This is a genomic window from Amphibacillus cookii (genome assembly GCF_016908375.1).
Classification (GTDB): Bacteria; Bacillota; Bacilli; order Bacillales; family Amphibacillaceae; genus Amphibacillus_C; species Amphibacillus_C cookii.
Genome location: NZ_JAFBDS010000004.1, coordinates 115,916 through 142,518 on the forward strand (window position 1 = coordinate 115,916; position 26,603 = coordinate 142,518).

Genomic DNA, 26,603 nt, shown 5'->3' on the forward strand with positions numbered 1-26,603 from the left:
CTTTGAAAATATAGTCTAACTTCATTCGGCAGAAATCTCCCACTTCTACAAGTAGTAAGATGGATGGCAATTTGTATTCCATTCAGGCGGAGACTACACCCCGACTGAATAAAGGTAATGCTGCCCACCGAAGCCACAGATTTTTAACTGAAATTTATTGAGCGAAAGTGCGATAAAATCTGGGAATAAATACGCCGAGGTACATTTGATTAAGGGCTGCCCTCGAACAGGACAGCTCCTTAGTAGGAATGTATGCTCACTCAGCTATTTCGGCTTCAATTTCAGCTAGAATCTCGTCACCACCCTGACTATGCCACATCTCTACAAATGTATCGAAGTGATCGATCGATTCTACGCCTGTTACAATCTTGATGAATTCTTCTTCTTCCATTGAAAGTAAGTTACCATAATATTGTTCAATAGCCGGTGTTGTACCAAAGAATACTGGATGCACCCATTCAAAGTGATCATGGTCAATTAGATACTGACCTAACTTAAGACCTTTCATACGCGAGTGATAAAGAGCCCAAGCCGCTGTGGAGGCATCCTCTGGATTATCGCTGTATTCCATAATTGATAGCGCAATTGACTGATTTCTAGCATCTGGTATGTCAGAGACTTCAATGTCTCCATTAAGTGCATCACTAATTTCTGCATAATGTTCAAGTTCTGAGGTTGATCCAAGAATCTCCATGTTCAGCGGACGTACAGCACCATCAACATCTAACACTTGATACTGATAAATGTCTGGGTATACCTCTTCGAGATTCGGCTCATTCTTTAACGTATCGTAGAACAGATTAATTAGCTTAATTAAAATCTCTGGGTTACTAAAGTCTTTTCGCACTACTGCAATTGAGCCACTAGGGCTTTGACTGGCAATATTAACTTTATGTTGATCATCAACTAACGTATAGGCTTCAAACACAACATCTGGATGCATTTCTTTAACATTGCTTAAACCCCAATCTGGCATATGCCATGCTCCAGTAACAATTCCAGTTTGGCCGTTAACAGCTAATGCCATAATGTCATCCCATGAGCGTGTACCAAACTGGGGATCCAAAATTCCACGATCAAACCAGTCTTTAACCTGAGCCAAAGCTTCTTTGGTTTCTGGCATTAACGAACCATTGGTAATGTTTCCATCCGTACTCTCAATCCAATTTCTAGGATAAGAACCGAATATCGAGCCAATCGTTGTCATAGTAAAGGCGCCACCGTACCCGGGTTCATTTAACCAATGTGCTAACGGTATGCCGACTGGATTGCCTGTATTACCAGGATCCTCTTCAATAAATGTTAATGCAAGGGATTCTAATTCTTCTATTGTAATTAATTTATCACCATCAACATCAAAATCTAATTGAAGCTGATCAATCCAGTCTTGTCGAATCCAGATCATGTGTGGAGGCGTCACATTAACCGCCGCCGGAAGTCCATAAATGTGCCCCTCAAATGTTGTATCCTCTAATGGATTAATGTCATAAGAGTCATAGAGCCCTTGAATATAATCACTGGCATGTTCTTCAAAAACATCTGTTAAATCTGCAATTAAATCGTTTTCATAAAGTTCTTCAAATTCCTCTTGGCTAACCTGCATCATATCAGGCAACTCTCCTGACGAGATCGCTAAAGCAACCTGGCGATCATAATCTTCACCATTTGCTTCAAATTCATTAACAAGTTCAATGTCTAACACTTCTTCAGCAAGGCGCGTATAAGCATTATCTTCAAACGTGTCGCCTTCAGGTAACTTCGGATTGGTTGCTGTTTGCTTGCCTAATTTGACAATTAACTGACCGTCTTCATTATGCTCTGGCTCACTCTCTCCAACACAGCCTAGTAAGCTAAACAAACTAATTAACAAAACAAAATAGATAACGTCTTTCTTGATGTTCATTTTTACTAACCTCCATAAAATAAAATCATTGCCAAATGAATATGATCATATCAAGTATCCTAACTTTAGTTTAACGCAATTGCATCGCCACACCTATATTAAATAAACCGCTTTCATATCACTTTTTCCTGCTCCTTCTTTTCCATATTGTGATTGTAGATTTAGCATGGTATGTTATAGTCGTTGAACCATTCAAGGCTAGTGACCAACGCGGAAAGGAAGCTTTAAGATGAAAAAAATTAAACACTTTTATTTACAATTAAAAATAAAAAACAAAGTACTTATTATTAGTTTAATATCTGGTTTTTTTCCGCTTTTGTTATTAGGTATTTTCGGATATTCACAAATAAACGAACTCTTACATCGTCGGGAACAAGAAGTATTAGAAGAGACAATGAATCATGCCATACTTCATTTGGATTATAAAATGAATGCTTACCATAATAGTTTGAACTATGTCTTACTCGATCATAATTTGAATACGGAGCTGACTAACTCGTTTACCAATAATTACGAGATGTATTTATTTTTCCGTGATACGTTAGAACCTTTATTTTTTAATACACTTTCTTTAAATCGAGACTTTGCCGGGATCACAGTTTATACCGATCAAAAAATCAATCGATATGACCGATTCCTCCGTCCTTTATCAGATATTGAGGTTAACGATTGGTATGAACAAATCCAGGGGACAACACGCCCGGTTTATTATGTATCTGAAAACCCAGATTCCCTAAATCTTGCAGCAGAACTCTATACCCATGCAAAGGACACAACAAATATTATTAATCTATCCATTTATTATCATGCACTCTTCGATTCGCTTTACAGCCTTTATGAGGATCAGTATGCCGTTTTCATCTTTGATACGAATCAACAGTTAATCTTTGATTTCCAAAAAAACACGCAATCGGACAAAGCTTATATTGATCCTGCTTCTATTCCTGATTTCCTTACAGATGCTTTATTTAATCAAAATTACATTTTTAAACAGGATCGTATTCCAAGTACAGATTGGTCGATTATGCTCATGAGACCAAAGCATACCATTAACCAATCGATGGTGAGCATTGCCGTTACTTTCTTTATTGTGACACTAACCAGCTTATTTTTGTTAGTCTTACTTGTATATCTATTCTCAAGAATTATTGTTCGTCCATTAGAAAGCTTAGCCTTAAATATGAAAGCTATTGACTCTGGTAACTTTAACGTTACCGTTACAACCAACTCAAACGATGAAATTAGTACACTTATTCATATCTTTAAAAAAATGGTTCAAAGAGTTGAGCATCTTATTAATGAAGTCTACATCTCAAAGATTGAAAAGCAGGAATATGAGTTAAAAGCTTTACAAGCTCAAATTAACCCGCATTTCTTTTATAATGCTCTATCCCTAATCAATAGCAAGGCCATTTTAGCTGACCAAGTAGACATTAGTTTGATGACTCAACATTTATCAACGTTTTATCGTACAACATTAAATCGTGGCAAGGATTATATTACAATCAAAGAAGAACTAGAAAATGTCCGGTCGTACTTAAAGATTCAACATATGATGCATAATCAATCGTTTGATTATTATTTGAATATTGATGACCAGTTATTGGCGTATCAAATGCCTAACTTGACTTTACAGCCTTTAGTCGAAAACGCAATCCATCACGGGCTAGATCATAAAGAAATCGGTCTGAAAGGTATTGTTTCAATAGACGGAAAGCTGGATCATGATCAAATTGTCTTTATTGTGAGTGATAATGGCAAAGGGATGACTCAAGAACAAGTTAATCAAATTTTAACTATTAAAACGAAAGGCTATGGTGTTCGAAATGTCCATAATCGAATCCAATTAAACTATGGTAATGCTTTTGGACTGGATTATGTCAGCTACCTAAATAAAGGCACACATGTGACCGTTAGATTACCTCTAATAAAAAATGAGTCGTAACGTGTTAACGACTCATTTCTGGTATGATTGATCATTATTCCGATGTTGTGTACAGATTAAATCAACTTTTTACATCTGTATCTCGTTACATCTTCGATAAAAGCGCCCCCAATCAAACGAGAGCATTTAGCGTTAATTGTAGTAAACAGAGGTAACCAGTCTATTGGGGATTTATTGCTCTTTTGACATAGGCAAATGAAGATGCTTTTGCCGATATTTCTCAGGAGGAAAACCTGCCTCTTCTCTAAACGTCTTAACAAAGTACGGATAATTTGTGTAACCCACTTTCACTGCGATGTCTGCTACCTTTAAACTTGTATTTACCAACAACGTCTTAGCTTCCGCTATTCGGATCTGCTTAATATATCGAGTAATACCAATCCCCTCTTCTTTTTTAAAAAGATCACTTAAATATCGCGGTGATAAAGAAACTTGATCTGCTAACAACTCAAGATATAACTCTTGGTGATAGTGCGTAATAATGTACTTCTTAACATTTTGAATTGACAAGTTAGTGGAAACGTAGACTTCATTTAAATAGCTGTTAATAACCTCTATAATTGATTCGACAATCGCGATAATTTCTTCGAGATGATTAGCCTCAATAATTTTCTTTATCATGGTTTCTTTATTCTCCGGTAAACTGATCAGCGTTTCGGTACTAAGTCGTTCAATAAAATTAGCATAAAAGAAGCGAATAAATGGTATGGATACAGTAGGATGATAGGTGTAATAGTCTAAAAACGCTTGAATTCTTTGCTTAAAAACACTTTTATCTCCAAGTTTAATGGCCTTTATCACCTCAGACATTAACAAATTCTCTTGATCAACATCTTGACATGGGTTAAATTGGTCAGTGATTGTTCTTCCATGGTGATAGAAAGCTTTTTCTTCTAGTTTTTTTTCAGCCTTATAAAAATGTTGATGCAGATTCTCTACTGAATCAATCCGTGCTGTTATTTGATATATCAACTTATGGCCAAGAGCTGTATTCAAGCTTGCCATCGATTGCTGAATCGTTTCAAAATGATCATGCCTATGAAAGTAAATAATGAATTGATTTGCACTATGTTTAAAATAATCGGCACCCTCTAATCGCCTTACATATTGGTCAATTTGGGGTGTATGTGCCGAGCTTACACCTCCCTTGATTTGGCAGAAAACATAATAATAAATCGTATTTATGAAATCAAAACTAATAAATGGATATTGCTTTTTAAGGCTAAATAGAGGAACTTCATTAATCAGCTCTCTAATAATATGTTTTTGTAATGCACGCTCTCTTTTTTTATCTGTTAATTTAGCATTTTCCTTTTGATCCAATTCATCGACAATTTGATTGATCGAATTAAAAAATTCATGTGGTTGAACAGGCTTAAGAATATATGTTGTTGCATTGACTAACAGTGCTGTTTTCAAGTGGTTATAATCATCATGTCCACTGAAGAAGATAATTTTCAATTCTGGATTATTTACTTTAGCATATTCCGCTAATTCAGTTCCCATCATAAAAGGCATTTTTACATCTGTAATCAAAATATCGACTGCATGCTGATCTAAAAAATTTAATCCCTCTTTTCCATTTCTTGCTTCAAGAATGTTAAACAAATCAGGCCATTGATTTAAGAGAAATTTAATCATATCACGTTCTTGTTTCTCATCGTCTAAAACCAAAATATTATACATGCTGCCCTCCATCCAATGAAATTGACTAGAGTATAATCCCCCACTTCAATTCTCGGACTGGGGGATTGTTATGAAAGGGTATAATCAACGTTGGTTACACTTATACCTTACCTGAAAATCAGTTTTTCTCCCCTCTGCCATGGCTATAAGTCGCTAAGGCCATAATATGAAAAAGCAGTTCGGGTATTTTTCACCATCTTGGTCGCCAAGTCCAAGTATACTAGAACATGTTTTAACGACTGGTAGACCTATAAGACCCGCAGTTTTTTAAAATTCTTTATCTGACTTTATAACAAAGGCTTGATCAGGTGAAAAAAGATGATCCGACCATTAAAAGCACTATCTTTAACCTTTGCAAGCATGCCCCACATTTAACATCACTTCCCAGTAACTCATCAAGCTTAGCATACGCATCGCCTGGATAGCCTCCTTGTGCCCATTTCACCAGCAACTAATCCTGCGACCTGTGTTTATGTTTTTTCTGATATCCTCTCAAGTGACTGTACATTCCCATACTTATGGATGGGTGTATCTATTGGAGCAGCCCAGTTAACAGCATTTTTTATTACCGTTTGAACATTTTGATCGTAATAGGTTGGGTACGTTTCATGTCCTGGGCGGAAATAAAACACTTTACCCTTGCCACGTTGATAAGTCACACCGCTTCGGCATACTTCGCCACCTTCAAACCAGCTAATAAAAATGAGTTGGTCAGGAACTGGGATATCAAAGTGCTCACCATACATTTCTTCTTTTTCAAGTTCAAAATATTGATCCAATCCTACAGTAATCGGATGACTTGGGTCTACCACCCATAGTCGCTCACGTTCATCAGCCTCACGCCACTTTAAATCACAACCTGTTCCCATTAATTTCTTAAATAATTTTGAAAAGTGCCCTGAATGCAACACGATTAAGCCCATGCCCTCTAAGACACGTTGATGAATTTTCTCAACAAGCTGATCTTCAACCTCATGGTGTGCAAGATGCCCCCACCAAATTAAAACATCGGTATTAGCCAGCTTATTTTCAGCTAAACCATGCTCTGGCTCATCTAATGTCGCAGTTGACACATCGTGTCCATCCTCTATTAAAAATTTAGCAATCGCTCCATGAATGCCTTCTGGATAAATGTCGGCAACCATTGAGTTTTGTTTCTCATGACGGTTCTCATTCCACACGACAACTTTCATATCCCATTCTCCTTTTCTATTTTGTTAACGATGATCATTAAAATTGAATACGTCATTTTTCCCTACTAATAAATGACATTAATCATCCTCTCCGGCGCTAATGTGTTACAAACAGCCACTAACGTTTTATCCTCGTGCTCTAACACAGATGCAACAAGAACATTTAAAAACATGACTACATCAATCATCCACAACTTCATTTTTACCGCACCATATAAAGCGCTTACAAATCAACGATTTGATCTGTTGAAACAGTCTATACCATCATCCTAATGTTATATTGTTGTTTTTTATATAGACGATATAACAAAAACGTACACTATTTTGCTAAAAGAAATTGATTATGATTAAATGCTTAGAGAAAAAAATGGATTTGATATTAATGCAATTATCAGCCTATCAAGGAGTGAATATGTTACACACTGCTAAAAAGGGCTCCAACTATCATGCTATTTGATCTGCTATTTTTTATGTGAATTAACTAAGATATTGTAATGATATGTTAAAATATTTATGAGAAATACACAGTGCTGCTAAAAGCGTGTACTTAAAGTAACAGGAAGGATACTTACATAAGAAAAGGGGCGAATTAAATATCGAAAGGATTACTCCATCATGTTGAAATATATGTATCAGATTTAAATAGAACAATAGACTTTTGGAGTTGGTTTCTTGAAGATTTAGGATATACCCTCTTTCAAGATTGGAACAATGGACGAAGTTGGAAAATAGGCGACACCTACATTGTTTTTGTACAAGCAGAAGATAGGTTTTTAGATTTTCCATATCATCGGTGTCGAGTTGGTCTTAATCATCTAGCGTTTTACGCAAGCTCAAGAAAACACGTAGATGAAATGACAAGCAAGTTAAAAAAGAAAGGGATAAAGATTCTTTATCCAAATAAACATCCTTTTGCTGGGGGAGATAGCCATTATGCTGTTTATTTTGAAGACCCAGATAGAATAAAAGTAGAACTTGTTTCTCCTGAATAATTATTTAGCTAACGAAAAGCAGTAGTACAAGAGGCCGCTATTGCTGTTCTTAATTTAAGTAATGGAGCGTTTTATGAAATTAGAGTTTTAAAAGATTGAGGTGATGTAAAATGAATATAAGAAAAGCCCTTCCAGATGATGCTAAAGGCGTTGCTAAAGTGCATGTTGACAGCTGGAAGACCACATATAAAAATATTGTTCCAGATGCGTTTTTAAATAAAATGTCTTATGAGAGTAGGGAACGAAAATGGAAAGAGATAATCTCTAGCCGAGCAGTATATGTGGCTGAAACGGATGAAGGAGAAATTATTGGCTTTGCTAGCGGAGGAGAAGAAAGAACAGGTAAATATCCAAATTACCATGGCGAATTGTATGCAATTTATATATTAGAAGCACACCAAAGAAAAGGCTTAGGAAAATCATTGCTCAAACCTATCATTGAATCTGTAAAACAAAAAGGCCTATTTTCTATGACTGTTTTAGTCTTAGAAGAAAACCGTTCTCGATTATTTTATGAGGCTCTAGGGGCAAAAAAGATTGATACTTTAGAGGTGGACATTTCGGGGAAAAAGTTAAATGAACTTGTTTATGGCTGGGAGGATATAAGAGTAATAAATGATTAGTTCTTATAGAAATTATAAAACAAATAACCCCGCACTGGCTTATCGTTCTAAGTGCGGGGCGTTTGTAGGACATTTATTTTTTAGAAATCTTAAAATGACTAACCTTCACTGATAGATCTTCAGCAAGTTTAGCTAAATGGTCAGCACTGCTTGTGGCTTCTTCCATGGAACCAAGTAATTGTTCCGTAGAAGCAGATGTTTGTTCAATACCGGCAGCTGACTCTTGGGAAACAGAGGCAATCTCTTCGATTGATTCATTCATTTTTCCACTATCCTCTGCAATTTCACTCAACTGAACGGATATCCTTTGGATCAGCGTTGCCATGCTGCTCACAGATTGATTTATTTCTACGAATTTTTCACCTGTGACCGCGATTTGTTTCGATCCTTCTTCAACCACTTCATAACCATTTTGTAGCGAATTTGTTACTTCATTTGATTCTTTCTGGATACCATTGACAATGTTTGTAATATCACCAATTGATGAGGTAACCTCTTCAGCTAACTTACGAACTTCATCTGCAACTACTGCAAATCCTTTGCCATGTTCTCCAGCTCGTGCAGCCTCAATGGCTGCATTTAGTGCAAGTAGGTTCGTTTGCTCTGCAATCCCTTGAATCACTTCTACCAGTTTTGAAATTTCTTTTGATTGCTGATCAAGGCCTTGCACTTTTTGTACTGCATCTTGAACGATTTGGTGGATGACCTGCATTTGAGCTACAGATTGCTCCATCAATTCTTTTCCTTCATCCGTTTGTTTTATGATACTTTGTGACTCTTTACTCGTATGCATCGTACCATTATTTGCTTCTTTCACCTTATCAACAAAAGCTTCCATTAGCTCCGATATGGTTCCAGAGCTATTCGCTTGTGATTCTGCTCCTGAAGAGAGTTCTTGCATAGTTGAGGCGATTTGTTTACTTCCTTCTGTCACTTCACTTGCTGATTGATTTAATTCTTCACTATGCGTTGACAATTGATTGGTTGCACCAGAAACACTCTTGATTAAATCTAGTAAAGAACCTTGCATTTGGTTCATCGAATGAACGAGCCCACCAATCTCATCTTTTCTTTTCATTAATTTTTCAGGTACAGCTTGTGTGAAATCAGCATTTGCAAGTACATTTAAGTGTTTAGATACCTGCACAATCGGCTTGGCAAGCATATTAGCTGAAAAGACTGCTATAACTATAACAAGCAATACTACGATCACGATGATAAATGCTGACGACTGAGCTACAGCTTGGGCTTCTGCATACACTTCACTAGTCGGAGCCGATACGACAATCCTCCATCCCGTTTTATCAACAGTGGAAAATGCAGCAATCTTTTCATCGCCAAGATTATCTGTATAAGTCACAAATCCCGATTCTTCACCCAAAATGTCTTCCTCAAAAGCTTGCAACGTTTCCTCATTTAAATCCAGATTCTCATAATTCTCACCAGAAATGTTATCGTCGGGATGATAAATGATATTACCCTGGTCCGACATCAAAAAGCCAAATCCCGTTTCTGCAAAACTTATTTTACCTACCGTATCAGAAAACACATTCAATCCTACATAACTGGCAATCAAGCCATTAAAGTTATTGTTTTGGTCAAGTAACGGTACGGCCACAACAATTTGTTCATTCCCTGTTTCGTTATTTATAATGATATCACTGACTGCATATTCTTTTGTTTCCTCTGCTGCCACGAAGTAATCTCTTTCTTTCAAATTAATACCAGGGGTATCGATATTCCCATCCTTGTCGACAACACTGGCAAGTTCAACATCCGAATTACTTACTTCTATATAATTTAGAACAGATCTTATATATTCCATATCCATCTCTTGAAACTCAGGGTGAGCATCCAACATGTTCGAAAGCTGTTCTGCCTTAGTATCAAGCCAATCATTTAGAGAGTTTCTATTTAGTTCAGCCAGTGACATTGACTGCTCTTTAATATTGTTTTGTAAAGTGTTACTTAGCTGGCTTGATTGCATGATTGATAAACCTAAGAGTGGGATAAGCGCAATGCACAGCATGGTTACCATAAGTTTAAACTTTAGCGTCCCAAAAAACTTCACAATCGTTCGATTCCTTTTCATTCCTTCACTCCTTTTTTTGATATCTGACCTGAAATATACATGGAAGATCAACCCCAGATACCCAAAAGAATTGGTAAAAACGCTTTCAAGGCATCGTACATATAAGACTTTTCTCTTTTGTCGAAATGTGTCGATATGTGTATATTTTTGTCGATTCTTGTTTATTATATGCTGTGCTTAGTAGAAAAGTAAAGGAACATTTAACATCTTTGTTCATAAAAATAGCTCTCTGTTAAACAACAATCTTCTGAAATAGCGTATTATCCTAATGAAGTGATCGTATCTCCATCTATCGATAGGATCATCAATAGATGTTTTTAGTAAACAATAGGATTATCGACAAAAAGAGAGCGTTGTTTGTAGTGTTGACTATGTCGTTAACCCCCTCTTCGTACCATTTAAATAAGTCTGCCAACCTTAAAAGTTTCTTCACGCAACCTTTAAACATAATTAATAGATTAATCCTTTTTTCTTCTTTCATAATGGTTATTTCATTTTTAATAATTTTAACACCACAAGGTAACAATAGAATTGAATTTCCCAAATGAAAGTAAAGAGGAGAATTAGTAAATGTTATTGAAGTATAAAAACTTTTTTTCGGTTCTAGCTTTATGGATTATTTTTGGAACCCTAATTGGTATTGCTGTCGGCTCAACAACCCATTTCCTTTTAGAGACAAACGATTTTCTAGGAGAGGATATACGGCTAAAAAGAGATTGGCTCATCTTCCTTCTTCCCTTTGGAGGAATTATTATAGGGTACATATATATGAACTATGGAAAGGTCATTTTGAATAATACTTTGAATGACACTGCTGAACTAAATAATCTGGTCATAGATTCAGTTCATGGAAAAAAAGAGGTCCCGCGGAGAATGGGGCCTATCATCTATTTCGCGACTTTTGTCACCGTCCTTTTTGGAGGCTCAACCGGAAGAGAAAGTGCAGCTATCCAAATGGGAGGAAGTGTAGCTGCCACGGTTAGCAAATTTTTTAAGGTGAGAAGATTCGACAAGAAAATTTTAATGATGAGTGGTATAAGTGCTGGTTTTGGCGCTGCCTTTGGGACACCTATAACAGGTGCTGTTTTTGGGATGGAGATGGCTTCTTCAGGAAAGCTAAAATTTGAAGCACTTGTTCCTTGTCTTACGTCCAGCTTTGTTGGCCACTACGTAACTACAGCGGCTTGGGGACATAAACACAAAGAATTTATAATACAAGCCGTACCGGAAATATCTACTAATACATTTATAATCGTTATTCTTCTATCAGTCCTTTTTAGCCTAATAAGTGTTTTATACTGTCAGTTGAGACATGGGATAGAAAAGTTCTCTGAGAAACTTTTCAAAAAAAACCATATGAAAAGAGCCTTTTTTGGAGGTATTGTCATTATCGTATTAACGTTAATCGTTAGTTCACAAGATTACAATGGCCGAGGATTACAGATGTTAGAACAATCTTTTATAGAAGACGTTCCATCCTTTGCTTTCCTTGCCAAGATCATATTTACGGCAGTAACTCTTGGTTCCGGTTTTGTTGGAGGTGAAGCCCTACCTTTATTTTTCATTGGAGCAACATTAGGAAATACCTTACACACATTCATCGATTTACCTATGTCATTTCTCGCTGCATTAGGACTAATCGCTGTTTTTTGCGGAGCGACTAATACCCCTATAGCAGCTTTTCTACTGGCAATGGAAAAGTTTGGTGGAAAAGGGTTAGAGTACTTTTTTGTTGCGTGTTTAGTTAGCTATCTATTCTCCGGGCATCATGGACTATGGCCTTCTCAAAAAATAGATGAGCCTAAGAGCAGGTTATACCATATGGCGCGTGCGGAAACTATTGAAAACGCTGAAAAAAAGAAACGGCATTAGGAAATTAGACGTAAAAATAGCAAACCTTTAAAGCGGTTTTATGGATGGTTATCTGTGATAAAGACACATTACGAAAGAATAATTACTTACAGCATGATTGATTGTTTTTTTCCACTACTTGTATTCGCTCGATCTCCCTTTATTTTGGCTGGATTATATTCCTTTTGAAGAATAAAGTAAAGGGGATCATCCACAATAATTTATAAGAATGTTAATTAAACAGACAGACTTCTCCATAAATATATCTGCAACATTTGAAAAGAGGGGATGCTTTTGGATTTACACTTCATATGGAAAGCGAGTGTCATCGTAATCGGCGGAATCCTGATCTTACGATTAGCTGGAAGAAAATCAATTTCACAGCTCACAGTTGCCCAGACTGTCATGATGATAGCTATTGGATCATTAATTATTCAACCTGTTGGCGATAGAAACATTTGGATTACACTGTTGATTACATTTTTAATGGTCGTTACACTTCTTTTTATTGAGTATATCGTTTTAAAATCGAATACACTTGAAACTTTAATTTATGGGAAAGGACTTATAGTAGTTGAAAACGGCCAAATTAATGAAAGAAATCTAAAGAAGTTGCGGTTAACGGTTGATATGCTTGAAGTACGAATGAGACAACAAAACATTCAGAATTTTACTGATTTACAATGGGCTACAATAGAGGCGAATGGTCAGTTAGGATATATGTTAAAGGCTAATAAACAATACGCTACTAAAGAGGATATTCAGATGCTGAAATCGCTGATTGAATCAAATCAATATAATCCTCCAAATGAAACATCAAAAACGAAAACAAGTGTGTCAGATAACATATTTACTGAGGTTAAAAATAGAAAGCATAAAGAAAAACCTAAAGAGAATTTGGATTAACAGTAACGAGATTTCAACTAAGCATGATGTTTTACGTTCTAATCAGAACATTCTGTAGAAGAATTATGAGTTAGGACTACATCTTTCCTCTAGAAACACAGGAAAACAAAATTTCTTGTTTTCCTGTGGATGCCGGCCACTTAAAAGTCTATTTTTCATGAAACGACTCTGCTCTAAGTGTGTCTCTTAATAAAAGTAATTCATTGAAATTTACGGCGTATTTCCAGAAACGATTTGTTTAAAAAATGTTAATCAAACTCAATCTATAATAATTTTGATAACACTGCTTTTTCCAATACTACTTCATTTTTTGTTTTATCATCACTTATAGTACGGTTCAGCATTATATTCTTGACGATGGTTTAAATTTGTAACTCAAGTAATGGGAAACCTTTCGCAATACGCTTATTGTTATTATTATAGAAGGGAGTTATTATTCTCATCTCTCATTTTACAACTAAGTTTGCGGTCATTTTCATCTATAACTTCTGCTATATTCTCTATAAGAGTAGAGTAGTTAGGTTTCTTAGAAAAGCGGTTATAATCACCAATTACATATAACTCTTCTTTAGCCCGTGTAACAGCTACATTTATCAAGTTGGGCTTTGAACAAGACCAGTTAGCTGCACCATCACTATTGTCATCTGTACCAGTAACTAAATAAACAATATCAGCTTCTTTTCCTTGAAATGTATGAACAGTACCTACTGAATTTTTCAGCCAATCATTTAAAATTTCTTTAGATATATTCATGTTTGTTAATCTCTCTTTTAGAATTTTTTTAATTCCGTCTTTTACTGCAGTAAAAGGAGAGATTATATACGCATTAGGTGGACCTGAAGTTTTTTTCCACAATTCAACAATATGATCTGCCACCAAATCTCCTTGCTCTTTAACAAATTGGCGGTTTACAGCCGAACCTTTACAGTCCAACCATGCGCCCTTTCCTTGTCCCTTTTTGCCTAATACCATTTTATTATCATAGGCTATTCTGTTAGAAATAGAAAACATTGGGTTCAAGCACCTTCTATGAACCCATAATGGTGTTCCAACTCTTTGACCATAGCTGTTATACATTCCATATGGATTGGCAGCATCTGCCAAAGTTTGAACGGAAGTACCTATTCCAATATATTTGTCATCTAGATTGAAGTACTTCTTAATATCCCCTAAAATTGTTTTATCAATAGTTACAACAGGCTCAATTTGAATTGGGTCACCTACTGCTATCACTTTTTTAGATCTCCAAATGGCTCCTGCTGATTGTTGAGGATTAGCTTGTCCTGCCTCATCTATAAACAAATAATTAATAAAGTCTTCCTCTATACCCTTATACATAGAACTAAAGCTGGCAAAGGTTGTGCTTATCAAAGGGGTAATTAAATGGATAGATTGCCACATGTTCCTCAGATATTCTCTATGATCCTTATCATTAAGATCTAAATTTTTACGGTTATTTAATAAGCGCAAAGTAGACTTTATTGCTTCAAAATTAAAGGCCAAAATTAACTTATGGATTTTCATGGCCTTTAAAAATAATAATCCTCTATTGAAGTTTAATTCATCTGTAAGCCAAAGAGTATTTAATTGACGAAACTCGTATGCCTGTTTCGTATTAGACCAATAGTTTTCCTTCGGTAAGATGAGCCCTTGCTTACTATAATAGTTTAACTGTTTCGTAAAAATAGATATTTTCTCTTTTAAATCCTCTACAGTTTTTTTATCCTCGTTAATTTTTTTACATTTTAAATGTAGTTTATTTTCTTCTTCTTTTAAACGCGTGATAATATCATTAAGTTCATTTTTCAGATTGTTTTTTTTGTCATTCTTTCCGAAAATTCTCTTGAAAAAGGGTGGTTTAGGTTGGGATTTAATCTGTTGTTCTGTCAGTTGCTTTTGGCGTTCTAAATGTTTCTTCTCATTCTCTAAATTTATTTGTTCTTGCTCAAGAATAATTAACTGATCCTCTAATGATTTTAATTGATCAGTATAGGCTTGTATACTCTTAAATTCATCATGTAATTTTTGAAGATCTTCCTTCTTTTGTTGTACCTTTTTAAAGATATCTAAAAAATCCTTTTTTGCATCTTCCCAATCCTTTATATTTACTTGTTTACTGTCATGTTCCAATTGTTTAAGAAACGCATGTTCATCGTTGTTACTTCCATATAATCCCCAACCAAAGGTAGCTATATTATCAGATTTTCCAAGAGCTCCTGAAAAAAGTCCCCATGTATTATCATTGCTCTCAAGAAGATCTTTTGCGGAAGATGGATACATTGATAATTCCTTTGCCTCTTTAGCATACAACTCTTCATATTCTTTAAACTTACCTTTAACAGGTTCCCGAATAACTTCATCTCGTTTAGGAAGATCCTTTGAAATATTTTCTACTGCACCATTATTACTTGAAGCAACAACTATTGAGTACTGACTTAATTTAAAATCCAATAAATAGATCGGATAATGGAAACCTTCTAAATTGATAGTCTTTGCTCTTGTAAATGCTTTGGAAGGGTTATCTAGTTGTATCATTTCTGTTGCTCTTTGAACGACAATGTCTGCAAAGATATCTTTTAATAACGTCGTTTTCCCTGTTCCTGGGGGGCCATTCACAGAACTAACTTTTTTATTCTTATTCAAAATTTGATTTACTGCTACTTGCTGCATTAAAGACAATCTGTGTTCTACAGGTGACGGCCACCGGCCATCTGGTAGATTTATGGGCTGTAAAGTCTCTTCAATATATTCTCGGTTCTCATTTATATCCAAACATTCATCTGTTGGTGTTCCTTCAATAAACCGACGGAGTGTTTCATTTCCCCCTTTTGATAAAATAAGTTCCAAGTCATTCATATAAAAGCTATTAAAATTCTTTGATAATGATTGTTGATCTGCCTTCATAACTTCAATCTCTAGATAATTTAATGAACTTTTATCTAATTGATGAAAATACGTCTTGTAAACCTGTTGAATCAACAGTAATGATTCCTCTGTTACGCCATCATTAAAAACGGTTTGTGCTTGTTCTTCAAATAATTGCATTTGATTCCAAAAAGGGGTCTTTAATTCCCCATAAGGTACATTAGAGGTTTCTTCCATGATTTTCATAACATACATTAAAAAAGGCACAAACATTGAATCTTTTATATAATTCCCATTGCTATCCACCAAAAAAGAAAGACTAAATAATGTTTTATAATCCTTATTAATAATCTCATCGTCATTTTTAAAAATATCACGCATAAAGCTGACAAGTTTATGATGCTCGAAACACGCTAAGTAATAGCGGAATTGAACTTGATGTTTTTTACTATCTTTTACTTTATCGCGGAGCAACCGTCCGTAAGACTCCCACTTCAAAACAAGGAGAATATCGAGTTGTTTAAGTGGGAGAAACGGACGCTAGCACCCCGAATGGTTCAACTAACAATCAGTGGGAGAATACCAAAAAACCCCCACTGAATGAAGTTTCACTTTATCGCTCTTCCAAGGATTTTCATTTAGTTTTACCAACCGCGTTCGGCTTCGATTTTTATTATCTTTAAAGTAATGCTTTTCCAAAACTTCTCCCTTACCTGTAACTTCACTTGGTGCTAAAGCTTCAACTAAGTGCCAAGCTTTCAACACTCTATTTTCGGTTTGTCCATCTCTTCACTCCCACACTATTACTCTTAAGTTTAATGATATCATAATCAGAATTTGTAAACTTGCTAAATAGCTATAAAAAAAACAACAAGCTTTACACTAATGCTTGCCTCAAACTGTTTTTGATTGTTGTTAACACACTCTATTTTGATAGCTTTCACAACCATTCATCTAAAAAATTAGGTATAAAATAAATCTTTATACCTATAAAGGTCGGTTGCAAATGTCATTGTTTTTTAGAAAATGTTCAGGACTATTTACTAAGCTAAACAAGGTGCGCTTATTTAGATTAAACACTAATTAAAGGGTGTGATGACATGAATCCACATTACATAGATATATAAATGTTAACTTTATTCATTGATAAACCTAGATGACTAACGAAAAAAATTTGATGTTGGAGGGATTTAAATGAGACGAAATATAAGTATGGTGCTGTTGTTTGTACTGCTTATCAATACACTTACAAGCAGTCTTATTGTACCACCTGTTACAGCTGAGTCATCACTTGAGACCTCAGTAATCGACACCATTGTCTTTAGAAGTAATGAAGAAACGGTCTCGTTAGAGGAAGCACAGGGAGAAGGGGAGATTATTGTTTCCTGGTTGACTGACACCATTGATACGACAGAAGCGTTCAGTGAAACCATTGATTTACCAGATCATATACAAGCCGATGATCAATCAGATGAATTAATAAACGAAGACAATCAAACAAGCGTCGGATACTTTGAATTAGAGAACAGAACATTAACACTATCATTTGATCAAGATATCGCAACTGATGCAAATGGGCAACTGAGTTTTTCTGTTCTAGCCGATCAAGAAGCAGCAGATGCTAACCCATCTGATGATGAAACCTCTTCACCAGAAGAAGAGGTTTCAGATACAACAACTGAAGCAAAAGAAGACAGCGAAACAAGTGAAGAAGTTGATGACGCTGATACATCCGAAATAGAGTCACAACTGAATATCACTAACTATGAGGACAACGCTGAGATTACGGATGATTTTTTTATTGAAACGACTGTCAAAAAAGATGGGAACGTATTAGAAGATGGGACAGAAATCATGGTTGAAGCACCATTTAGTGATACATCATTAGGATTAATCTTTGATTTTGAATTAGCAAACGGACACAGTTATGGTGATGGATCGACCTATACCATTGAAGTTCCCTCCATGTTTACCATACCGAACATTTCAGAATCTGATCCACAACCATTAGTACGAGCGGATGGTATGAAATTTGGCTCCTTCTATACAAGCGGGAACGACATTGTGATTACCTTTAATGAAACGATCACACAAGAGTCAAATATTGCAGGAAATATTAATTTGGAAGCGGTATTTGATGATAACTACGATGGACCGGCAATAGGTGATTCGATTGTTTTTCCTTATGGAGAAAGTGACACCATTACGTTCCCGATCTCATTTCAACCGGATGAAAACGGCTTAGACAAGCAAGGGATTGGAAATAGAGGTTATAATACCGAAGTGATCACTTGGACAATCGATGTTAATAAAAATTTGCAATTAATGGATAATGCTATCTTAAATGATCACACTTCACAAGGGGATCACCAAATAATTGACGATTCATTTAAAGTATATGAACTTTCTATGAATGCTGATGGATCATATGATGAACCGATGAATGACGTAACCGATAGTGTCTTAGGAGATCGTTTTACACTTAATGTCGATGAATTCGGTGAATCGTTTGAGCTAAACATGGGTGTTCTCGATCAAGAAGCCTACCAAATTCAGTACCAAACAAGCGTTAATGACCGCGTCGGTACAGAGTACAAAAATGATGCCACATTGACATATGATGATAGCGATGATTTAACGACAGAATCGACCGTTTCAGTTACAAGAGGAAAACCACTAACAAAAGAAGCCGTTGATTATGACGATGTCACACAAATGATTGATTGGGAAATTCAATATAACTATGATGAAAAAGAAATTGAACAAGAGCGTGCGATTTTAAACGATACATTCGAAGATCAAAATCAACGTCTAGTCGAAAATTCGCTGGAAGTCTATCGCGTGTCCATCGACCCTGAAACAGGCGAAGAGACGGGCGAAGAGCTTTATGAAAATTACACCTTAACTACAACAGGCACAAACGGTTATCACATTCAATTTAATGAAGCGATTCACGATCCGTTTAAAATTCAATATCAGACCGAAACAGTTGATCGTGTGTCTGAAGACGATATCGTGACCAATACGATTGAAGACGATTTTGGCAATGTGTCTGAAGGTTCTCAAGATATTAGCCAGGGCATTTTAATTAAAAGGAACACCGGAGCGGATTATCAAGAGAAAACAACGGATTGGGCTGTAACGATCAACCGAGATTTATTAGTGATGGAAAATGTTATGTTTAACGATACATTGCCCAATGGTTTTACATTTGATCAAGATTCATTAGCGATTAACGGTTACAGTGGCGATTATGATGTGACTTATAATACAGATAATGATGAGGTGACCATTGAATTTTTAAATGATGTAACGAACGAAGTCACTATTTCCTATTCAACGTCCATTGATTTTGATCTTGCTGATAGAGCAGACAGTTATACAAATAGTGCGCGTATTGACTGGATTCCTGAAGGCGAGGAACAATCAGTCTCTAAATCAGGCACAGCGACTTTCAATCCAGATGATTCTACTAAAAACAATGGTTTTAAATTTGGAAGTTATAACATCCAAGAAAAAGAAATAACTTGGACAATCGGCGTCAACTATAACAATGAGACATTGAATGATGTCAACGTACTAGATCCGATTTTAGGTGATCAAAACTTTAACATTGATCATGTGAGAATCTATGACATGGTCTTAACAGGCGATGAAGATGGATTTGAATATGGTAATGAAGTCACTGATCAATATACAATCGATCCGTTACCAAATGATCCTGGTTTTTCTGTAGATTTTGGTGATCTACAAACCGGATATATCATCGAATTCACCACAGACCTTGACGATACAGTCGTTGATAGCACATATGATAATACAGCGACACTCCAAAGCTCTAACCACGAAGATGCGACCTTAGACGCGTCACTCAGCCCTAGATACGGTGGTGAATATACGACCAAAAGTGCTGAGCAAAGTACAGAAAATGGACGCATTGTTAATTGGGAAGTCAATATTAACCGTAGTCAATCAACATTGGATAATGTCGTGGTTACGGACACACCAAGTATCAACCAAACGATTTTACAAGAAACACTAACAATCTATGAGACAACAGCAACTGAGGATACCATTGAGAAAAATCCAGACCAAACACTGGAAAAAGGAACCGATTATACGATTGATTTTACTCAAGACGACGAAGGGCAAGAATCTTTTGTTATTGAATTTATAGGTGATAAAGAGACGATCGACCGCGCATACGTACTCGAATATGACACCTATATTCTTTACAGCGGGGAAACAGGTTCCATCTCAAACGATCTATCAATTGAAGGCCAACAGGTTGAAGGGGATGATGGCGATTCGAGCGTTGATCAGACCATTAACTTCAGCAACATTTCCGGATCCATTAGTGGTGAAGTTGGGTCACTCACGATTAAAAAATTAGATGCTGAAGATAACGACCTCACACTCGAAGGCGCAGCATTCTATCTCTATGATCAAGACGATGTTCTAATAAGAACAGGTGAGACAGATAGTGACGGCGAATTGAGATTCGTTAACTTACTATTTGGTGATTATCAATTAGAAGAAGTCACACCTCCTTCTGACTATGTGATCGATCCCACGAGTGATAATCCACGAGAGGTCACAGTCGGAAGTGGAAATGATGGAGATCATGACACAGAAATAGAGATCGAAAACTATGAGATTAAGCGTGATATTAAATTAACAAAAGTAGATGGAACAACAGATCAACCATTAGCTGATGCAGGATTTAAGCTATACGATTCAAATGATAATGAAGTCATTAATGAACAGATCACGGATCAGGATGGCGTCATTTATGTAGAAGATTTAGAACCTGGTGATTATTATTTTGTTGAAACAACGCCACCAGAGTATTACCAAGACCATACTAATGCATACCATTTTACCATTAATGAAGCTCACACGATTCTCGATATTGAGGAGGATGCGATCACTGTTGAAAATGAGTTAATTCCAGGCAGCGGTTATATGATGAAAATTGATGCCGATACATTAGATACAGACTCAAATGGCTTAGGTCATGCGACATTCGAGATCCAATCCGCAGATCCAGCAATTGACTTTGATCGAATGGTCGATTCAGACGAAGACGGTCGTATTGAAACAGGTGATTTACGTCCAGGTGATTATACGATTGAAGAAGTCTCAGCACCAACTGGATTTACGCTTTCAAATGAAGGGCCAGTAGAATTCACAATTCCAAGACAAGAGACATCAGATGAAGATGCAATTGAAATTCGATCTGAACCTTTTGAGAATAATGTCAAGACCACATCTATTGAATTAACTAAACGGGATAGTATTAGTAATCAACTATTATCCGACGCAGCATTTGAATTAACCTACACATCAGGTGATTATGAGACAGACCTCTCTTTAACAGAAGTGACAGATGAAGATGGGACCTTGAGGTTTGAAGAACTAAAGCCGGGTGAATATCAACTCGTTGAAACAACCACACCAGAAGGTTATATTTCCGATGGTACACCTATTGAAATAACGATAACACTTAATGACGTTGAAAGTGACGTTCAAACAATTGAAGTCGAGAATGACCCATTTGCTGAAGTCCTATTACAAAAGGTTGATGGTGAAACCACCGTCCCTTTAGCTGGGGCTGAATTTGAACTCATCGATTCAGATGATGAGCCAATCGACGGCTATCCATCATTAACAACAGATAGTAATGGACAGATTCAACTGACAGGTTTGCCAGAAGGTGAGTATCGTTTACGTGAAACCAAAGCACCTGATGGTTACACGATTCAAGATGGTGGTTACACATCAGAAATCTTTACAGTTGACGATACTGTTGATGAGACAGAACAGATCGTACTTAATGATGTCAATAATGCTATCATTAAAGGTTCTGTCAGCCTTGTAAAAACAGATGGTGAAACAAGTGAGCCATTAGAAGGTGTGGCATTTGAACTAAGAGCGATCAATCTTGTTAATGATGGGACTTATACGGACACAACTCACACCACAGATGAAAATGGAGAGATTGTTGTTAATGGACTTCGCCCTGGCGAATATGAATTCATCGAGACATCGCCAGTAGAAGGTTATCAAGAACATGTCGGGGACATAACCTTCGAACTTGAATTCCCTCATGATCAAGAACAAATCGAGCTTGAGATTGAAAACTATCAACTGGTGTCTATACCAGTAGAAAAAACGTGGAATGATAATAATCATGAAGATGATCGACCAGAGGTCATCACCGTACAGTTACTGCGTAACGGGGAAAGTATAGATGAAACACTTGAGTTAACGCGTGACAATGACTGGAAAGGTAGCTTTGAAGACTTAGAAGCTATTGATGCGGATAGTAATTTTTATACGTATTCAGTCGATGAACAAGAACCAGGCGCAGGCTATCAACTGCAAGGCATTCTTGGCGATCAAGAAACTGGCTTTGAAATCCAAAACGTGATCACACAATCTTTAACTGTAGACAAAGAATGGTTAGATGAATCAGCAGATCATCGTCCAAATGAGATTGCGATCACACTTTACCAAAATGACACTGAGTTTGATTCATTAACCCTTAACGCAAATGATCAATGGGAAGGTACATTTACTGATCTGCCTGTTTATGACGCAGAGGGCAATGTCTATGACTATCGTGTAGAAGAAGAAAGTGTAGACAATTATGAATTAGTAGACATCACTGAAACAGATGCTGGTTTCACTATTGAAAACGTTAGGGTCGGAACAACTGACATTAGTGGGGATAAGACGTGGCTGGACAGCGACTCAACTGACCGACCAGAGTCCATTACACTGAACCTTATGCAAAATGGTGAACAAATAGCAAGCCAAGATATAACAGAAAGTGATAACTGGTCATACAGCTTTGATGAGCTCGATGCATTTGATAACGAAGGGCAAGGTTATGTTTATACTGTTGAAGAAGAACCTGTTGACGGCTATGAAACCATCATTGATGGCTATGACATTACAAACGTCCGTGCTGGTGAAATCGAAGTGAGTGGAAAGAAAACATGGATCGATGACAATAATCCGGATCGGCCGGATGACATTACCGTCCACCTCTTGCAAAACGGCGTGCAAATCGATAGTCAACAAGTCACAACAGATGATGATTGGACCTTTAGCTTCACAGCGTTGGATCAGTACGATGATGAAGGTATAGCCTATGACTACTCTATTGAAGAAGAACCTGTCGAAGGTTACGAAACAACTATTGAAGGGTTTGACATCATAAACCTTCGTGTTGGTGAAACCGAAGTGAGTGGTGAAAAAACGTGGTTCGATGATAACAATTCAGATCGACCGGATGACATTACCGTCCACCTCCTACAAAACGGCGAGCAAATCGATAGTCAACAAGTCACTCCAGATGATGATTGGACCTTTAGCTTCACGGGGTTGGATCAGTACGATGATGAAGGTATAGCCTATGACTATTCTATTGAAGAAGAACCCATAGACGGTTACGAAGCAACAATTAACGGCTATGACATCACTAATCGTCGTGTCGGTGAAACCGAAGTGAGTGGAGAAAAAACATGGATCGATGACGATAACTCGGATCGACCAGATGAAATTACCGTCCACCTCCTACAAAATGGCGTGCAAATTGATAGTCAACAAGTCACACATAATAATGATTGGGCCTTTAGCTTTACAGGGTTGGATCAATACGATGATGAAGGCGTAGCCTATGACTACTCTATTGAAGAAGAACCCATAGACGGTTACGAAGCAACAATTAACGGCTATGACTTAGAAAACTTGCGTGTCGGTACGCTTACGATTGAAGGTGAGAAAACTTGGCAAGATGATGACGCGTCCGATCGACCCGATCAAATTACCGTCAACTTATTGCAAGACGGTGTCGTCATTGAAACAGTAGACGTCTCATCAAATGATGACTGGATCTACCAATTTAGTGATGTTCCAGAATTTGATGACGAAGGCGTCCGCCATGAATACACGGTAACTGAACACGGGGTTCCAGGCTACGAAACATCGATTGATGGCTATGACATTATCAATACACGAACGGGTTCAACAGACGTCCACGTGACAAAAGCATGGCTTGATGATGACACGCCAGATCGTCCTGATGATATAACGATCCATTTATTACGCAACGGAGACATTATCGATGCTATTGAACTATCAGACGAACTGGAATGGAACTATACGTTTGAAGATCTTGAAGCTTTTGATGACGAAGGTCAACCGTATGAATATACTGTTGAGGAAGAGCCAGTAGACGGTTATGATACCATCATTGATGGCTTTGACATTACAAACGTCCGTGCTGGTGACATCGAAGTGAGCGGAGAGAAAACATGGCACGATGGTGACCCGTCTGATCGACCGGATGACATTACCGTCAATCTCCTACAAAACGGCGTGCAAATCAATAGTCAACAAGTCACAACAGATGATGATTGGATCTTTAGCTTCACAGCGTTGGATCAGTACGATGATGAAGGTATAGCCTATGACTATACTATTGAAGAAGAACCCGTCGAAGGTTACGAAACAATCATTGATGGCTATGACATTACAAACGTCCGTGCTGGTGACATCGAAGTGAGCGGAGAGAAAACATGGCTCGATGATGACGCGTCCGATCGACCGGATGACATTACCGTCAATCTCTTACAAAACGGCGTACAAATCGATAGTCAACAAGTCACAACAGATGATGATTGGACCTTTAGCTTCACAGCGTTGGATCAATTTGATGACGAAGGTATAGCCTATGCGTATACAATCGATGAAGACCCTGTTGATGGCTATGAAACGATCATTGACGGCTATGACATCACTAATCGGCGTATCGGTGAAACCGAAGTGACTGGTGAAAAGGTATGGGTTGATGACAATAGCTCAGATCGTCCAGAATCAATTACTGTCAACCTCCTACAAAACGGCGAGTTGATAGGCAGTAAAGAAGTTAGCGCAAATGATGATTGGATCTTTAGTTTTGATCATTTAGCTAAATATGATGAACACGGTGCACCATTTAACTATACAATTGAAGAAGAGCCAGTAGACGGTTATCAAACATCAATTGATGGTTATCAGATTACAAACACAAAAAAAGAAAGGACTGCACCGGAAGAATCAGACGATTCTTCATCATCAGACCAAACCCTTCCAAATACAGCGACTAGCCTTTATCATTATTTATTAATGGGGGCTGCATTCATTTTGATGGGATCAGTTGGTTTGATGCATAATCATTACAAAAAAAGAAAAGATCAATAAATAAATAAATAAATAAGCTATCATCAGTTAGGATGATAGCTTACTTTTCTACCTTTTATGATTCTTTTTCCATTGTAAAAACCATGATTGGATATTAGGGTCTATCTCAATATTTAACTCATCGAGATGGGCTTTCAATTCCTTGTATTGGTATTCGAGTAGCATGCGATAATTAAATCTCGCATAGAGTTTCATCAGTTGAAATGCTATTTGTTCATCATCTGGTCGGCGTTTAATTATTGATGTATACCAACGAGAAGCTTGTTCTGCATCTTCATTTTGATAATAAAAGTCAGCAAGAGCTTTAGCGTGATGTAACCACATTTCCTCCATTTCAAATCGTGCACTGTCTGCCCAAAGATAGTCATATCCCTCTAGGTAACCACCTTTGTATATGTTTAAATGTTCAGTATAACGAGAGACGGTTTCGGCATTTAACGCTTCAGCATTCTTAAAATAGTCATACCATGTTTGTTTGTCTACACTCGTTTTCATTAGCTTAAGGAGATAACCATCCTCTGTACTCGCTATGGATATAAATGCATCAAGGTGCTTCAATGATTTTCTTATATTATAGATATTGACATACAAATTAGCAAACCCTTTTTCCGGGGCCGTATCCGGCCAAATTGTATCAACGATCTTATCCTTTGATAAAACATTTCCAGAATGGTGGAGTAAGAATAGAAATACTTCCTTTGACTTGTTCGTTCGCCATTGAATCGTATCTGTAATATCTTGCTCATCTAGCCAAAACTCTAGCTGACCAAGCATATGTACATTGAGGCGCTTTTTAGGGTTAACGAGTTCCTTTCGATGGTAACGTTGCTGTTTAATCCGATGAATTGTTTTTTCTAAACGATCGCGTTTTACTGGTTTCAAAAGATAATCCAAAGCACTAAGCTCAAATGCTTCAACAGCGTACCCTTTATGCACAGAAACAAAGACAATATGTAAATGCGGATGCTTTTCATTCAACTGTTCAGCCAAGGCTAGACCGTTAATCTCAGGCATCTCGATATCTAAAAAGACCACATCTATATCTTGAAGTGCTGTCGTGTAATCATCTAAGTAGGGCCTCGTTGATGTAAAACGTATCTTAATATCTTCAAGCTTATTGAGTTGGTGACTAAGAAAGTCTATCGCCATGGATTCATCGTCAAATATACAAACGTTCATGAGCGTTGCCTCCCTTTTTAAAATTGAGACGTAATACCTATACTTTACAAAAACTTGTTTAGAAATCGTATAGGTCCAAAGTATATAGTTATATTATAATACTTTCGACATAAATG

Annotated in this window: 14 protein-coding genes; 6 read left to right on the top strand and 8 right to left on the bottom strand. The window is 36.9% G+C overall.

Going from position 1 to position 26,603, the window contains the following annotated elements:
• Positions 1 to 256: 256 nt before the first annotated feature.
• Positions 257 to 1,903: an extracellular solute-binding protein gene (locus JOE23_RS07275; protein WP_204437077.1), complete on the bottom strand. Its 1,647-nt coding sequence runs from the start codon at positions 1,901 to 1,903 to the stop codon at positions 257 to 259.
• Positions 1,904 to 2,132: 229 nt separating this feature from the next.
• On the opposite strand from JOE23_RS07275, the gene JOE23_RS07280 reads away from it, so the two are divergent.
• Positions 2,133 to 3,848: a sensor histidine kinase gene (locus JOE23_RS07280; protein WP_204437079.1), complete on the top strand. Its 1,716-nt coding sequence runs from the start codon at positions 2,133 to 2,135 to the stop codon at positions 3,846 to 3,848.
• 171 nt (positions 3,849 to 4,019) lie between these two features.
• Here the strand turns inward: JOE23_RS07280 and JOE23_RS07285 are convergent, their stop codons facing one another.
• The 4 genes from JOE23_RS07285 to JOE23_RS18070 form a co-directional block, all read right to left on the bottom strand.
• Entirely contained in the window at positions 4,020 to 5,534 is a 1,515-nt protein-coding gene (locus JOE23_RS07285) for a response regulator transcription factor (RefSeq protein WP_204437085.1), read from the bottom strand.
• A gap of 304 nt (positions 5,535 to 5,838) precedes the next feature.
• Entirely contained in the window at positions 5,839 to 5,979 is a 141-nt protein-coding gene (locus JOE23_RS07290) for a hypothetical protein (RefSeq protein ID WP_204437087.1), read from the bottom strand.
• Between the two features lie 25 nt (positions 5,980 to 6,004).
• The gene (locus JOE23_RS07295) at positions 6,005 to 6,727 is read right to left on the bottom strand and encodes a ThuA domain-containing protein (protein WP_204437089.1); all 723 of its coding nucleotides are present in this window, start codon (positions 6,725 to 6,727) and stop codon (positions 6,005 to 6,007) included.
• A gap of 65 nt (positions 6,728 to 6,792) precedes the next feature.
• Entirely contained in the window at positions 6,793 to 6,927 is a 135-nt protein-coding gene (locus JOE23_RS18070) for a hypothetical protein (RefSeq protein WP_275581460.1), read from the bottom strand.
• A 393-nt stretch (positions 6,928 to 7,320) separates the two neighbouring features.
• Between JOE23_RS18070 and JOE23_RS07300 the strand changes: the two genes are divergently transcribed.
• The gene (locus JOE23_RS07300; protein WP_204437419.1) at positions 7,321 to 7,719 is read left to right on the top strand and encodes a VOC family protein; all 399 of its coding nucleotides are present in this window, start codon (positions 7,321 to 7,323) and stop codon (positions 7,717 to 7,719) included.
• A gap of 110 nt (positions 7,720 to 7,829) precedes the next feature.
• Positions 7,830 to 8,342, top strand: coding sequence for a GNAT family N-acetyltransferase (locus JOE23_RS07305; protein WP_204437096.1), 513 nt, complete (start codon positions 7,830 to 7,832; stop codon positions 8,340 to 8,342).
• Positions 8,343 to 8,415: 73 nt separating this feature from the next.
• Here the strand turns inward: JOE23_RS07305 and JOE23_RS07310 are convergent, their stop codons facing one another.
• Positions 8,416 to 10,434 (bottom strand): methyl-accepting chemotaxis protein, encoded by a 2,019-nt coding sequence (locus JOE23_RS07310; protein WP_204437097.1) that lies wholly within the window; start codon positions 10,432 to 10,434, stop codon positions 8,416 to 8,418.
• Positions 10,435 to 11,004: 570 nt separating this feature from the next.
• Between JOE23_RS07310 and JOE23_RS07315 the strand changes: the two genes are divergently transcribed.
• Together JOE23_RS07315 and JOE23_RS07320 are read left to right on the top strand one after the other, a co-directional pair.
• Positions 11,005 to 12,306, top strand: coding sequence for a chloride channel protein (locus JOE23_RS07315; protein ID WP_204437101.1), 1,302 nt, complete (start codon positions 11,005 to 11,007; stop codon positions 12,304 to 12,306).
• 267 nt (positions 12,307 to 12,573) lie between these two features.
• Entirely contained in the window at positions 12,574 to 13,191 is a 618-nt protein-coding gene (locus JOE23_RS07320; RefSeq protein ID WP_239585318.1) for a DUF421 domain-containing protein, read from the top strand.
• Between the two features lie 417 nt (positions 13,192 to 13,608).
• Here the strand turns inward: JOE23_RS07320 and JOE23_RS07325 are convergent, their stop codons facing one another.
• A complete protein-coding gene (locus tag JOE23_RS07325) occupies positions 13,609 to 16,530 on the bottom strand; it encodes an AAA domain-containing protein (RefSeq protein WP_239585319.1) in 2,922 nt (973 codons plus the stop codon).
• Positions 16,531 to 17,250: 720 nt separating this feature from the next.
• Between JOE23_RS07325 and JOE23_RS07330 the strand changes: the two genes are divergently transcribed.
• Positions 17,251 to 25,308 carry a Cna B-type domain-containing protein gene (locus JOE23_RS07330; protein ID WP_204437105.1) on the top strand — a complete coding sequence of 2,686 codons (8,058 nt, stop codon included), beginning with the start codon at positions 17,251 to 17,253 and terminating at the stop codon, positions 25,306 to 25,308.
• A gap of 48 nt (positions 25,309 to 25,356) precedes the next feature.
• Here the strand turns inward: JOE23_RS07330 and JOE23_RS07335 are convergent, their stop codons facing one another.
• A complete protein-coding gene (locus tag JOE23_RS07335; protein ID WP_204437106.1) occupies positions 25,357 to 26,487 on the bottom strand; it encodes a response regulator in 1,131 nt (376 codons plus the stop codon).
• Between the last annotated feature and the right edge of the window lie 116 nt (positions 26,488 to 26,603).

Coding starts and splice junctions, on each gene's coding strand:
- JOE23_RS07335 (WP_204437106.1), bottom strand. CDS start 26,487: ATGAACGTTTGTATATTTGACGATGAATCCATGGCGATAGACTTTCTT.
- JOE23_RS18070 (WP_275581460.1), bottom strand. CDS start 6,927: ATGAAGTTGTGGATGATTGATGTAGTCATGTTTTTAAATGTTCTTGTT.
- JOE23_RS07295 (WP_204437089.1), bottom strand. CDS start 6,727: ATGAAAGTTGTCGTGTGGAATGAGAACCGTCATGAGAAACAAAACTCA.
- JOE23_RS07320 (WP_239585318.1), top strand. CDS start 12,574: ATGCTTTTGGATTTACACTTCATATGGAAAGCGAGTGTCATCGTAATC.
- JOE23_RS07330 (WP_204437105.1), top strand. CDS start 17,251: ATGAGACGAAATATAAGTATGGTGCTGTTGTTTGTACTGCTTATCAAT.
- JOE23_RS07285 (WP_204437085.1), bottom strand. CDS start 5,534: ATGTATAATATTTTGGTTTTAGACGATGAGAAACAAGAACGTGATATG.
- JOE23_RS07275 (WP_204437077.1), bottom strand. CDS start 1,903: ATGAACATCAAGAAAGACGTTATCTATTTTGTTTTGTTAATTAGTTTG.
- JOE23_RS07305 (WP_204437096.1), top strand. CDS start 7,830: ATGAATATAAGAAAAGCCCTTCCAGATGATGCTAAAGGCGTTGCTAAA.
- JOE23_RS07310 (WP_204437097.1), bottom strand. CDS start 10,434: ATGAAAAGGAATCGAACGATTGTGAAGTTTTTTGGGACGCTAAAGTTT.
- JOE23_RS07315 (WP_204437101.1), top strand. CDS start 11,005: ATGTTATTGAAGTATAAAAACTTTTTTTCGGTTCTAGCTTTATGGATT.
- JOE23_RS07280 (WP_204437079.1), top strand. CDS start 2,133: ATGAAAAAAATTAAACACTTTTATTTACAATTAAAAATAAAAAACAAA.